The sequence below is a fragment of the Micropruina sonneratiae genome (genome assembly GCF_025972045.1).
GTDB classification, from domain to species: domain Bacteria; phylum Actinomycetota; class Actinomycetes; order Propionibacteriales; family Propionibacteriaceae; genus Micropruina; species Micropruina sonneratiae.
On the sequence record NZ_JAPDHX010000006.1, the window covers coordinates 104,645 to 117,863 of the forward strand.

Genomic DNA, 13,219 nt, shown 5'->3' on the forward strand with positions numbered 1-13,219 from the left:
TCGCGATCCCGAACGGAAGCTGCTGCGCGGCGTCTTCGACTTCATGGCCGACTACAGCCTCGATCCGGCCCGCCGGCTCACGCTGGACGGCGGCGCCGGCAAGGCTGAAGAGTCAGCGGCTGTAGCTGTACCGGGAGCCGAGCATCCACATCAGCACGGCCAGCACCACCGTTGCCGCGAGCTGGATCGGGTACAGCCAGCCGACCGGGAGGCCGGCGGGGGCGCCCAGCACCGCGAACACCGCGCCGAGCAGGGTGACCACCGGGATCAGCACCCGCAGGATCTGCAACGTCGTGGAGTACCCGCGATCCCGCTTGCCGAGCCGAGCCAGCAGCGCCGTGCACAACGCGAACACGAAGGCGAGCACGGTCAGTCGCAGCAGCAGGTCGGCGAGCACGTTGATCGCGGCCAGCGGCGAGATCAACAGCACCAATTCGAGCACCAGCGCGGTGATCGCCAGGTTGCGCGCCCACAGGAACCACTTTCCGGAGTCGATCAGCTGATTCATCCCCATCGCGGCCAGCACCCAGCCGACCAGGTCGAGCGACAGGGTCAGCGACCCGAGGCGGATCTCGACCAGGACCAGCACCAACCCGAGGGCGGCAAGACGCAGCGGAGGCATGCCCCCAGGGTAGCGGCGAGCGTCAGCCGCCCTGGTGCGGCAGGCGTCGCCGCACGTCGGGCTTGACCGACGCTCCTGGCTCAACCGGGCTGACCCACGGACCGTCGGTCGAGGGCAACCTGATGCCGCCCTCGAGGAACGAGTACCGGCCCTCGAGCACCTGCGCGGCAGTGGCGTCGTCGCTGTCGTCGGTGTTGTCCCACAGCGCGGTGAACAGCGCGCCCACCCGTACCCGGGCCTGCTCGCAGAACACCTGCGCCAGTTCGACGCCCTCGGGGTGCCCGGCCCGCTCGGTCTGCGCCCGAAGGCAGGCTGCGGTCATCGCGAACAGGTCGGCGCCGATGTCGACCACCCTGCCCAGGAAGGCCTGCTTGCGCTCCATCGCACCTTGCCAACGACCCATTCCGTAGAAGATGGAGCGGGCCAGCTTGCGGGTGGTGCGCTCCACCCAGCGCAGTTGCGCCGCCAGCGGGCCGTACTCGCCGAACGAGTTCGGCACCATGCCCTTGCCGGCCACGAGGGTGGGCAGCCAGGCGGCGTAGAAGGCGCCGGCCTTCGCCACCGCTCGGATCTTGTCCTCGCGGGACGCCTCGGGGTCGATGATGTCACCGGCCACGGCCAGGTGGGCGTCCACCGCCTCGCGGGCGATCAGCAGGTGCATGATCTCGGTCGAGCCTTCGAAGATGCGCATGATCCGCAGGTCGCGCAGCACCTGTTCGGCCTCGATGCCGCGCTCGCCCCGCGCGCGTTGCGAGTCGGCGGTCTCGAAGCCCCGACCGCCCCTGATCTGGACCAGTTCGTCGGCTATCGTCCACGCCTTCTCGGACGCCCACAGCTTCAGCAGCGCCGCCTCGATCCTGATGTCGTTCGATTCGTCGTCGGCGAGCAGGCAGCACAGGTCGAGCATCGCCTCCATCGCGTAGGTGGTGGCTGCAATGTAGCTGATCTTGGTCGACAGGGCTTCGTGCCGGCCCACCGGTCGCCCCCACTGCACCCGTTGCGCGGACCAGCCGCGGGCCACGTTGAGGCACCACTTGGCCGAGGTGACGCACATCGCCGGCAGCGAGAGGCGTCCGGTGTTGAGGGTGGTCAGGGCGATCTTCAGTCCGCGGCCCTCACCGCCGAGCACGTTGGCCTCGGGGACGAACACGTCGTCGAAGCGGGTGACCGAGTTCTCGATGCCGCGCAGCCCCATGAAGGCGTTGCGGCTTTCGACGGTGATGCCGGGCGAGTCGGCCTCGACCACGAAGGCGGTGACGCCGCCGCGGCGGTCCGCCGACTTCGGCACCCGGGCCATCACCACCAGCAGGGTGGCGATGGGGCCGTTGGTGGCCCACAGCTTCACGCCGTTGAGCAGGTAGCCGCCCTCGACGGGTCGGGCTTCGCAGGCGAGCCGGGCCGGGTCGGAGCCCACATCGGGTTCGGTCAGCAGGAAGGCGGACACCTCGCCGCCGGCCACACGGGGCAGGTACTGCCGCTTCTGCTCGTCGGTGCCGAACATCTTCACCGGTTGCGGGACGCCGATCGATTGGTGCGCGCTCAGCAGGGTGCCGATCGAGGCGTGCGCCGAACCGGCGAGGGTGAGCGCCTTGCAGTAGTAGAGATGGGACAGCCCGACCCCGCCGTAGCTGGTGGGCAGCTTCATGCCGAACGCCCCGAGCTCGGCCAACCCGGCGAACACGTCGTCGGGGATCGAGGCGTCGCGTTCGATCTGCGCGCCGTCGATGGACTCGACGAAGGGCCGCAGCCGCTCCAGGTACGCCTCGCCCCTGGCCACCTGCTCGGCGTCGTTGGCCGGCCACGGATCGACCAGATCGAGCCGCAGCCGGCCCAGGAACAACTCCTTGCCGAAGCTCGGTTTGGTCCACTCCGCCTCTCGCGCGGCCTCGGCGACTTTCCGGGCCTCACGTTCGGTCGGCCCGCTCTGACTGGGGGACATGCGCACCTCCTCGTGCCTGTGCGCCTACGGTAGTTCACATGGCCGACACCGAGACCCTGTCGATCCGAGCCGACGCCCCCGGACGCCTCCCGCCGGCCGCGCCCACGACGCTGCAGAGCATCCAGTTGCCCCTGGGCGTCATCGTCAACGCCGACCCGGAGTTCTCCACCGAGCCGGCGCACGCCACCCAGCGGGCCTGGATGAGCGCCGGTGAGCTCGACGGTCCCACCGACCTGTGGTGGCAGCTGGCGCGGCAGTTCCCCGAGTCCGGGCTGTGGCCGCTGGTGGCCCACAGCCTCGACGACCCGCACACGCGTCAACGGCCCTGGAGCGACGGTGAACTCTCCGACCCGACCGAGCCGGGCCGCAGCGCCGAGGAGTTCTTCGCCGCCACCCTCGCCGGCCACGAGGAGGTCGACCTCGACGGTTCGTGGCGCTACCCGCAGGGCTTCCCCGGCCTGGCCGAGCGGCTGCGGGCGGACGCCGACACCGTGACCCTGCCGCGCGTAGGCCTGCCTTCGGGGTCGATCCTGCTGGTGCCGACGACGCGCCCGGCCGACGTCCTGTCCCGGCTGGGCTGGCTGGGCGCCACCAACGTGCACCAGTCCGGCGACCTGACGGTGGTGCTGCGGTCATGGGAGGACCGGTTCGGCACGGTGCCGGTGGTGGTCGGCTTCGACACCCTGGCGACGCTCAGCGAGGCGGTGCCGTCCTCGGGCGAGCAGCTCGACCGGCTGGTCGCCGAGCACTACGCGTTCTGTCCCGACAACATCGACCAGGGCATCGACGACCTCGCCCAGTACGGCGCCGAGGTGGCCGGCAAGGCGATCTGGAACTTCTGGTGGGACTAGCGACAGGCGGCCCGACGCCGGCTCACTCAGGGCTGTAGCGGTACACCTGGTCACCGGCGATGAAGACCCGCAGGGCCCGCTGCATCACGTCCAGCGGGTCGCCCGACCACAGCACGACGTCGCCGAGCTTGCCGGGTTCCAGCGAGCCGACCTGGTCGTGCACGCCGAGCACCGTGGCCGGGTTGATCGTCAGCGCCCGCAGCGCCACCTCGCGGTCGAGGCCCTCCTTGACCGCCAGGGTTGCCTGGTGCACCAGGAAGTTGATCGGCACCACCGGGTGGTCGGTGATGATCGAGATCTCCACCCCGGCCGCTGCCAGCCGGCCCGGGTTGGCCAGTGACCTGTTGCGCAGCTCCACCTTCGAGCGCGACGTGAACAACGGACCGATGAGCACCGGGATGCCCCGCGCCGCGATCAGGTCCGCGATCAGGTGGGCCTCGGTGCCGTGGTCGATGACCAGCCGGTAGCCGAACTCGTCCGCCACCCGTAGTGCCGTGGCGATGTCGTCGGCGCGGTGACAGTGCTGCCGCCACGGCAGTTCGCCCTCGAGCACCGCCGCCAGGGACTCGAGTTTCAGGTCGCGGCCGTCGAAGTCGGCGCCGCCCGCGGCCCGCTTGCGGCGGTAGTTCTCGGCGTCCACGAACGCCTTGCGCAGCACTGCGGCGGTGCCCAGCCGGGTCGAGGGCATCGTCTTCTGCTCGCCGTAAACCCGCTTGGGGTTCTCGCCGAGGGCCGACTTCACCCCGGCCGGCGAGCGCAGCACCATCTCGTCGACGGTGCGGCCGTGGGTGTGCACGGCGACGCACAACCCGCCGACCACGTTGGCCGATCCCGGGTTGACACCGACGGTGGTGACCCCGCCGGCGAGGGCGTCGGCGAAGCCCAAGTCGGCGGGGTTGATGGCGTCCAGCGCCCGGACCTGCGCGGTCACCGGATCGGTCTTCTCGTTGGTGTCCTGCCCGGCCCAGCCCTCGGCCGCCTCGTCGACGCCGAGGTGGGTGTGGGCGTCCAGGAAGCCGGGCAGCACCCACTGGCCGGACGCGTCGATCACCTCGGCGCCGCGCGGCACCTTCGCCTTCGGGCCGAGCGCGGCGATCCGGCCGTCGGTGATGACGACGGTGCCGTCGAACGGCTCGCCGGTTACTCCGACGACATGACCTGCAGTGATCGCGATGGTTGCCATGCCGCCACCCTGCCATCGGAGACCGGCCCGAGCAGCCACTCCGCCGCTGTCCGGACGCCGATCCGGCGCGACGGCATGTACCAGTGGAAGAAGAGCCAGCGAGCCAGCCAGGCGGCCCACCCCGTCAACTGGACGCCGTAGAGCTCGGCGGCGCCGCGTCCGACACCGAAGCCCGCGCCGTGGCCGAGGCCGGGGAACCGGAACGGCCGCAGGCGCCAGCCGAGCAGGTGCCGCACGAGGTTGGCGCCGATGTGGGTGCCGTGGTGGATTGCCCACAACGCGTTGGCCGGGCAGGCGCCCTCACCGCCGGGCTGCGGCACGGCCGCCACGTCGCCACCGGCCCAGATCCGGGGTGCGACACGCAGGAAGAGGTCGGTGATCAGCCGTCCGCCCCCGTCGAGGCCCTGATCGACCAGCCCGGGCAGGGCGACCGGGGTCTGGCCGATGGTGCTGATCACCGTCCGAGTGGCGATCGGCCCGTGCGGGTCGAGCCAGCCACCGTCGGGGCTGACCTCGGCGAGCCGGCTGTCCGGCAGGAACTCGACCCCGGCGCTCCTCGCCTGCGCGACGGCGTAGTCGGCCACCCGGTCGAAGCGGGGCCGCAGCATCGGCAGCGGACGCGTGCCCGGGTGCGCCAGCTTCACCCGCAGCCGCGGGTGCCGCTGCGCGATCGCCGTCGCGGCCTCGAGCCCGGTGAAGCCGGCGCCGGCCACCAGCACCGTCTCGCCGGCGGCCAGGGTGCCCAGGTGCGTCCGCAGGGCGGCCAGTCCGTCGGGATCCTTCAGCGACCAGCCGTGCTCGGCCAGGCCCGGCACCCGCTCGGTGGCGTCGAAGCTGCCCACCCCGACCACCAGCTGGTCGTAGCCCACCTGGGTTGTGCCGGACGCCGTCGCGACGCTCACCGTCCGGGCACCGACGTCGACGGCACTCACCCGGCCGTGCACCAGCCGGACGCCGGGCAGCAGCTGCGTCAGCGGCACCCGGGCGTGTTCGGGGCGGACGTGTCCGGTGATCACCTCGGCCGTCCAGCCGTGGAAGGAGTGCTCCGGCGTCGCCGACACCAGGGTGACCCGGACGCCCTCGAGCAGCCCGGCCCGGATCGCCCGGGAGACGGTCCGGGCCGCCCACACCCCGGTGTAGCCCCCGCCCAGGACGACGATCTCGGTCATCTCAGGCGGCCAGGGTGAGCGGGGCCGGTTCGGGCCAGCTGGTCGCCCGGCCGAACGACAGCGGGTCGGCCAGCGTGAAGCCCAGGGACGCGAACCGCCGGGCGGCGTCCCGCATCCGGAGGGCATGTTCGACGTCGGCCTCGCCGAGGGCGTGCGCGTCGTGCCCGTCGAACGCCATCAACATGGTCTCGCACAGGCACGCGTAGGCCAGCCCACGGGGCAGGCCGATGTCGCCGCGGAGGTCGATGCCGGGAACGGCGGCCACCCCGCCGTCGATCACGGTCACGTCGGGACGCTGCACGAGCAGGGCCGCGTCGGTGTTGCGGGGCTGGGTGTCGTCCAGGACGACCGCGCCGCGCTTGAACTGGGCCGAACCGAGCAGGGCGTCGGCGGCCGAGGTGAGGACCAGCACCAGGTCGGCCTCGCGCACAGCGTCCAGCGAGGTCGAGGTGTGCACCTCGACCCCGGTACCGCGGGCGGCGACGTCCATCGCCAGGTTCTGCAGCCGGCGCTCGCCGCGGGCGATCAGGGTGAGCCGCGTGCCGAGCGGTTCGTCGGCGAGCAGCCGCACCACGCACGAGCCGACACTGCCGGTGGCGCCGACGATCGCGACGTGCCCGCCCGGTGCCGCCGGCAGCAGCCGGCGCAGACCCTCGACGGTCAGGTGGGCCGTGAACGCGTTGCCGGTGGTCATCGTGAGCCCCGGGCGCGGCCGCAGCAGCCGGCCGCCACCGGTCACCGGCGCGGTGAGGGCGCCCAGCCCGACCACCTCGGCGCCGAGACGTTCGGCCTTGTCGACGGCTTGTTCGACCTTGCTTATGACCCAGCGGCGGTCCTCGGTGAGCAGTTGGCTGGCGCCGACCGGGACGACGATCACCCAGCCGGCGGGCCGCCCGTCGGCAACGTCGCGGCGGTGCACGGTCGCCAGCGGCACGGGCGGCACGGGCAGGGTCTTCAGCCCCCAGTCCCAGGCTGCGGCCGGCATGCGACCCAGCGGACGCCACACCCGCGCCATGTCTGAGGCGACGTCGGCGCGCGGATGAACGAGGAAGGCGAATCGCTTCGCGGCGGCGGCGGCGGCGGTCGGGTCGCTCACGGCGGCTCCTGTCTCGAATGCACGGTGTTGTGCATTGAGTGCCCCGGCGGGCGCGGTTGATACCGCTGTCAGGTGCTGAGCGTCACCAGGTAGGTGTGTTCGCCATCGCGTGCGATCACCATGCCTGCCTCTTCCGGGTCACCGTCGCCGTCGATCTCACGGATGGCCATGACCCGACCGGTCACGGTGCGGACGACGTTCTCGGGTAGGTGGTGTGTCTCCCAGAGGTGGCCGTCGCCGTTTGCGCGGAGGTCCCAGGTGACCACCTGGTCCACGACGTACTGAGGTCCGCAGCATTCGTGTTCCCAGCCGCCGACGAACACCTCGATCGTCATGACCGGCCGTCGTCCTCGGCCACCTCAGCCTCGTCTTCGGTCTCCACGACGCCCCCCGGGGCCTCCGGCTGGCCGTCCACCCGACCGGTCGGATCGGGATCGGGCTGGATCTCGTCGTCCTCGACCACGGCCGGCGCCTGCACCGGCGGCACCTCCTCGCCGGTGACCAGGTTGTCGAGGCTGCCGCCCATGAACACCGACAGCCAACGCGTCCGGGGGTCGGCGTCGAACAGCACCGACTTGCAGAACAGGGTCAGCGGCACGGCCAGGATCGGGCCCAGCGGGCCGATGATGATCGCCCAGAACACCAGGGAGATGAACGTGGTGGTGATGTTCAGCCCGACCGCGTCGCCAGTCACCTTCGGCTGGATCACCATCGAGGCGATGAAATTGATCACCACGTAGGCGGCGACCATGATCACCATGGTCTGCCAGTCCCGAGCGAGCAGCGCCATCAGCGCCGGGGGCACCATGCCGATGATGAAGCCGACGTTGGGGATGTAGGCGGTGACGAAGGCGAGGATGCCCCAGGTGAGCACCAGCGGGATCTGCAACCAGGTCAGGATCCCCATGTTGATCAGTGCCACGGCCACGCCGAAGATCGTGTTGACGATCCAGTACTTGCGCACCCGCCAGGAGAAGTCGAGCAGCGCGGCGGCCAGGTTGGGCCGCAGCTGGGCCAGCTTGGACCGCTGCTCGGTGGTGTCGGTCAGGTCGACCGCGACGAAGGCGACGAACAGGAAGAGCGAGCCGAGGAAGGTCGCCCAGAACTGAACCGAGCTCATCACCCCGGTGACGTAGCCGAGCAGCCGGGTGTAGTCGAAGGTCCGCAGCCACTCGGTGATCGTCTCCTGGCTGACGCCCCAGGCCAGCAACTGTTGGGACGCGGCGTTGTACAGCTCGGTGAACCGGTCGGCGTAGGCGGGCATCGCCTGGACGAACTGGATCATCGCCACCGTGACGGCGAACAGGATCGTGAGCAGGACCAGGAACACCACCAGCATGCCGGTCAGTGCGCTGACCAGCTTGGGGATCTTGTGGTCGTTGAGCCACAGCACCAGCGGGCGGACGGTCAGGACCAGGGTGATGGCCAGGAAGACCGGGGCGACCACGTCCCTGATGAAGTAGATGCCGACCAGGCAGGCGACGAGCGCGGCACCCGCGTAGAGGATGCGGATGCCCTCTGCCGCAACCACCGGTACGGCGGGACTCGAGGGGGTGCCGGGTGCGCTCACGCGAGGAGTCTAGGCCCGCACGCGCGCCAGGAAGGGAGGCCCGGGGGCACGAATTCCGTGTCCCGGGCCATCCCGTCGTCGGGACCGCCGTCCCTGGTCACATACCGGCGCGCCAGCCCGCCGTCCGCACCGGGGCGTCGTACAACTCGGTCAGTTCGTCGTCCAGCCGCATCACGGTCAGCGAGGCGCCCGACATCTCCAGCGAGGTGAAGAAGTTGCCGATCTGGCTGCGGGTGACGTTGATGCCCTTCTCGGTGAGCACGTCGTGGGCGTGGTTGTACATGATGTACTGCTCGCTCAGCGGGGTGGCGCCCAGACCGTTGATGTACAGCAGCACGTTCTCGCCCGATTCGAGCTTCAGGTCGGCGAGCACCTTCTCCAGCAGCACGTCGACGATGTCGTCGGCCTTCATCATCGGCACCCGCTTGACGCCGGGCTCGCCGTGCACGCCGATGCCGAGCTCCATCTCGTCCTCGCCGAGCTCGAACGACGGCTTGCCGACGGTCGGCACCGTGCAGGCGGTCATCGCAAGGCCCATGGTGGCCATGTTGTCGTTGGCCTTGGCGGCGATGCGGGTGACGTTCTCGAGGTCGTCGCCCCGGTCGGCGGCCGCGCCGGCCAGCTTGAACGCGACGATCGCGCCGGCGACGCCGCGGCGTCCGGCCGTGTAGGTGGAGTTCTCGACCGCGACATCGTCGTCGATGACGACGGTCTTGACGTCGATCTCCTCGAGCTCGGCCAATTCGGCGCCGGTTTCGAAGTTCAGGATGTCGCCGGTGTAGTTGAGGATCAGGTGCAGGACGCCGGCGCCGCCGTCGGCGGCCTGGGTGGCGGCCAGGATCTGGTCCGGGGTGGGCGAGGAGAAGAACGCTCCCGGCGCCGCGGCGCTGAGCATGCCCTCACCGACGTAGCCGCCGCCGAGCGGTTCGTGGCCGGAGCCGCCGCCCGAGATGACGCCGACCTTGCCCTGTACCGCGCCACCGGCGCGGCACACGTACAGCGGATCGTCGTGCAGTTCGACGATGTCGGCGTACGCCGTGGCGAAGCCGCGGTTCATCTCGTCCAGCACGGTGGCCGGATCGTTGATGATCTTCTTCATGGCTCTCCTCAGAGCTAGGGGCAGCACCGTCGCTGCCGTCGGGTCAGAGCAGGAGTTGAATGGGGCGGGCGATCAGGGCGGAGAAGGCCTGCAGGTACTGCGCCCCCAGCGCGCCGTCGATGGCGCGATGGTCGAAGGACGCCGTGATCCGGCAGGTGGTGGCGACCGTGAGCTGGCCGTCGGGGCCGACCCAGGGACGTGGCTTGCCGGAGCCGATCGCCAGGATCGTGCTCTGCGGCGGGTTGAGGATGGCGGCGAACTCGTCGACGTCGAACATGCCGAGGTTGCTCACCGTCAGCGAGCCGCCCTCGAGTTCCCGCTGCTGCAGCCGGCCCTCGCCGGCCCGGCCGGCGGCGTCCTTGATGGCGGCCGACAACTGCGTGATGCCGAGTTGTTCGACGCCCCTGATCACCGGGGTGACCAGGCCGCGTTCGGACGCCACCGCGACCGCGACGTCGCTGCTGCCGAAGGCGAGCAACTCCTCCTCGGTCCAGCTGACGTTCGCCTCGGGCACCTTCGCCAGCGCCAGTCCGGCCGCCTTGACCAGCAGGTCGTTGACCGACACCCGCACCTCGGCGTCGGCGTTGATCTGGGCGCGCAGCTCGAGCAGCGGCCCGAGATCGAGTTCCCGGGTCAGGTAGAAGTGCGGCGCGGTCTGCTTGGACGCCTGCAGCCGGCTGGCGATCGCCCGCCGCAGCCGGGTGTGCGGAATGCGCTTCACCTCACCGGGCTCGACGGCCGGCACCGGGGCCGCGCCGGCGGCCGCGGGCTTGGGCGCCGAGGGAGTGATCGGCGGGGCGGCGTGGTGGGCGGCGTCGGCGTAGGCGGCCTCGACGTCCTTCTTGGTGATCCGGTTGTTCGGCCCGGTGCCGGGAATGTCGGCCAGTTCGAGGCCGTACTCGGCGGCCAGCCGGCGGGCCAGCGGGCTGGAGAAGATCCGCTCTCCCGGACGCCGCGCCGGGCGGGCCGCGGGGGCGGAAGGCGTCGGCGGCGCGGGCGGTGCCGGCTTGGGGGGCGCGGGTTCGGCGTCCGGGGCCTGCATGTCCTCGGCGACGGCGATCGTGGCGACCGTCACCTCGTCGTCGGCGGCCTGTTCGGCGGCCTCGACGGCTGAGGGCTGCGCGCCGGTCACGCTGGCGGCCAGGTTGGCCGCGATCGACGGGTCCTCACCGGGCTCGGCGAGCACCGCGATCGGGTCGCCGACCGCCACGTTGGTGCCGCCGTCGACGAGCAGGGTGTGCACCACGGCGTCGGACTCGGCCTCGATCTCGACCATGGCCTTGTCGGTCTCGACCGTGGCCAGCACGGCGCCGCGGCTGACCGTCTCGCCGGCGGCTACGGTCCAGCTCTCCAGCAGGGCGGTGTCGGCGTCGGCGGAGACGCCCGGCATGCGAAGCAGCGAGGCCATGACTATCCCTTCAGTTCGTTCAGGGCGGCGACGATGTCGTCGGTGTTGGCGTTGGCGGCCGTTTCGAGCGCCTTGGAGATGCTCGGAGCGGCCTCGCCGCCCTGGACCCGGATCACCGGCGCGTCCAGCCAGTCGAACAGCCGGCGTCCGATCTCACCGGCCAGCCAGCCGCCGTAGGAGGTGCCCTGGGCGCCCTGCTCGACGATCACCACGTTGTTGGTCTTCTTGACCGACGCCTCGATGGTCTCCCAGTCGAGGGACGCCCGGTCGAGCCAGCGCAGGTCGATCACCTCGCCGTCGACGCCCGACTCTTCGACGGCGTCCAGGCAGCGCTGCACCATCGACAGGTAGCTGATCAGCGTGACGGCCGAACCCTCGCGTCGGACGGCCGCCTTGCCGAACGGCAGCACGTAGTCGAGATCCTTGGGCGCCAGGCCCTCCAGCTTGTACAGGTCGGCGTCGTGCTCGAGCACCGCGACCGGGTCGCGGGTCAGCATCGCCGCGTTGAGCAGTCCCACGTAGTCCAGGGCGGTGGAGGGGGCGATGATCCGCCAGCCCACCGAGGTGGACAGGATGCCTGCCGGGTCCATCGAGTGCTGCGAGCCGTAACCCGTTGTCGTACCGATCTTGAGCCGCATCAGCATCGCCATGTCGTGGTCGCCGCCGAACATGTGCCGGGCCCGGCCGATCTGGTTGAAGATCTGGTCGGCCGCCACCCAGATGAAGTCGGCGTACATCAGCTCGACGACCGGGTAGTAGCGGCCGTCGAGCGCCATGCCGCCGCCCAGGCCGGTGAACCCGGCCTCGGCGATCGGGGTGCCGAGAACCCGCCCCGGGAAGTCGACGGGCAGGCCCTTCGTCGCGCCGCGCGAGCCGCCGTTGAGCTTGTGCACGTCCTCGCCGAGCACCACGATCGAGTCGTCGGTCTCCATCCGGCGGTGCATCACCGCGGCGATGGTGTCGACGAAGCGCTGCTTGACCAGTTCGTCGGCGCCGAAGCTGTCGTCGGTGCGGACGCGGTCGCCGCCGTCCGGCCAGTCGCCGCGGATGCCGACGTCGATGAAGGACGCCGACGGCCACAGCTCGGGACGGATGCGCAGCTGCCCGGGGCGCCCGTTCGGGTCGGCCTCGGTGATCCGGCCGGAGAGCTCGGCCATGATCGCCTTGCACGACTTGCGCAGGGCGTCCAGCTGCTCGCGGGTGGCGATGCCGAGACGCTCGAGGTGCTTCTCGGCCAGGTTCAGCGGGTCGCGGTCGCGCCAGCCGGCCTCCTCCTCCTTGGAGCGGTAGCCGAACGCGCTGCCCGGGAACGGGCCGTTCTGGTGGAAGTAGCGGTAGGTGTCGGCCTCGACCACGGCCGGCCCGCCGCCGCCCCGGACGTGCTCGAGCACCTTGTCCATCAGCAGTTTGACGCTCAGGGCGTCCTGACCGTCGACGCGCCAACTCGGGATGCCGAAGCCCAGGCCGCGCACGCTCAGCCGCGGGTCGGCGGTCGACTCGTTGACCGTGGTGGAGACCGCGTACTGGTTGTTCTCGATGAAGAAGATCGTCGGCAGCTTCCAGGCGGCGGCGATGTTCAGCGCCTCGAGCGTCGAGCCGATGTTGGACGCCCCGTCGCCGAAGTAGGTGACCGAGACGGCATCGGTGCCGGCCAGCTTGTGCGACATCGCGAAGCCGGTGGCGAACGGGACGGCGCCGCCGACGATGGCATTGGTGCCCATCGCGCCGACTTCCTTCCACTGCAGGTGCATCGAACCGCCGCGGCCGTGGCAGTAGCCGTCGGTGAGGCCGGCGATCTCGGCGAGGGTTCGGTACAGAACCGAGACCACGTCTTCGGTCCAGTCGGCGCCGATGCTGAAGCCGTCGGGCTGGACGGCGTTGAGCGCCTTGGCCAGGAACTGGTGGTGGCCGCGGTGCGAACCGTTGATCTGGTCCTGGACGGTGAGCGGAACGGCGGAGCCGACGGCTCCCGCCTCCTGGCCGATCGAGGAGTGCGCCGGGCCGTTGATCAGCTTCTGTCCGGCCAGGTCGAGAACCTGCTCCTCAAAGGCGCGGATGAGGTGCATCTGCACCGTCATCGACTCGAGCAGTGCGGCGTCGGCGGCATCCCAGTCCGCCTCGGTCGCCGTGAACTGATTCCAGGTGGCCGACGGCTGCAAAGGCTCGGTGATCGGCATGGCTACGGTGCCTCCTCGTTGACGCGTGCCCCATCGCTGCGGGAGATGCGGGTTGGGGTAAGCTCGGGCTACAAACTACAAGACATGACCGTACATGTACAGCCA

The 13,219-nt window shown here is 70.7% G+C and carries 11 protein-coding genes; 1 reads left to right on the plus strand and 10 read right to left on the minus strand.

Features of this window, described 5'->3' with window-relative positions:
- Positions 1-112: 112 nt before the first annotated feature.
- On the minus strand, positions 113-622 hold the full coding sequence (locus OIE40_RS15165) for a hypothetical protein (RefSeq protein ID WP_264703618.1): 510 nt from the start codon (positions 620-622) through the stop codon (positions 113-115).
- Positions 623-644: 22 nt separating this feature from the next.
- On the minus strand, positions 645-2,561 hold the full coding sequence (locus OIE40_RS15170) for an acyl-CoA dehydrogenase family protein (RefSeq protein ID WP_264703620.1): 1,917 nt from the start codon (positions 2,559-2,561) through the stop codon (positions 645-647).
- A 38-nt stretch (positions 2,562-2,599) separates the two neighbouring features.
- On the opposite strand from OIE40_RS15170, the gene OIE40_RS15175 reads away from it, so the two are divergent.
- Positions 2,600-3,412: a DUF4253 domain-containing protein gene (locus OIE40_RS15175; protein ID WP_264703622.1), complete on the plus strand. Its 813-nt coding sequence runs from the start codon at positions 2,600-2,602 to the stop codon at positions 3,410-3,412.
- A 22-nt stretch (positions 3,413-3,434) separates the two neighbouring features.
- Here OIE40_RS15175 and OIE40_RS15180 read toward each other — a convergent pair whose 3' ends face one another.
- From OIE40_RS15180 to OIE40_RS15215, 8 genes are all read right to left on the minus strand, one after another.
- A complete protein-coding gene (locus OIE40_RS15180) occupies positions 3,435-4,595 on the minus strand; it encodes an amidohydrolase (protein ID WP_264703624.1) in 1,161 nt (386 codons plus the stop codon).
- Complete coding sequence (locus OIE40_RS15185) at positions 4,553-5,764, minus strand: NAD(P)/FAD-dependent oxidoreductase (RefSeq protein ID WP_264703626.1); 1,212 nt, start codon at positions 5,762-5,764, stop codon at positions 4,553-4,555. Before OIE40_RS15185 ends, OIE40_RS15180 begins: the two co-directional genes overlap by 43 nt.
- Before the next feature lies 1 nt (position 5,765).
- On the minus strand, positions 5,766-6,860 hold the full coding sequence (locus OIE40_RS15190; RefSeq protein ID WP_264703628.1) for a hypothetical protein: 1,095 nt from the start codon (positions 6,858-6,860) through the stop codon (positions 5,766-5,768).
- A 68-nt stretch (positions 6,861-6,928) separates the two neighbouring features.
- Entirely contained in the window at positions 6,929-7,195 is a 267-nt protein-coding gene (locus OIE40_RS15195; RefSeq protein ID WP_264703630.1) for a DUF6578 domain-containing protein, read from the minus strand.
- Positions 7,192-8,430, minus strand: a complete 1,239-nt coding sequence (locus OIE40_RS15200; protein ID WP_264703632.1) for an AI-2E family transporter — start codon at positions 8,428-8,430, stop codon at positions 7,192-7,194. The genes OIE40_RS15195 and OIE40_RS15200 overlap by 4 nt, the downstream gene beginning before the upstream one ends.
- Before the next feature lie 97 nt (positions 8,431-8,527).
- Entirely contained in the window at positions 8,528-9,529 is a 1,002-nt protein-coding gene (gene dhaK / locus OIE40_RS15205) for a dihydroxyacetone kinase subunit DhaK (protein WP_264703634.1), read from the minus strand.
- Between the two features lie 43 nt (positions 9,530-9,572).
- Positions 9,573-10,937, minus strand: coding sequence for a dihydrolipoamide acetyltransferase family protein (locus OIE40_RS15210; RefSeq protein WP_264703636.1), 1,365 nt, complete (start codon positions 10,935-10,937; stop codon positions 9,573-9,575).
- Between the two features lie 2 nt (positions 10,938-10,939).
- Complete coding sequence (locus tag OIE40_RS15215; RefSeq protein ID WP_264703638.1) at positions 10,940-13,114, minus strand: alpha-ketoacid dehydrogenase subunit alpha/beta; 2,175 nt, start codon at positions 13,112-13,114, stop codon at positions 10,940-10,942.
- Positions 13,115-13,219: the final 105 nt, after the last annotated feature.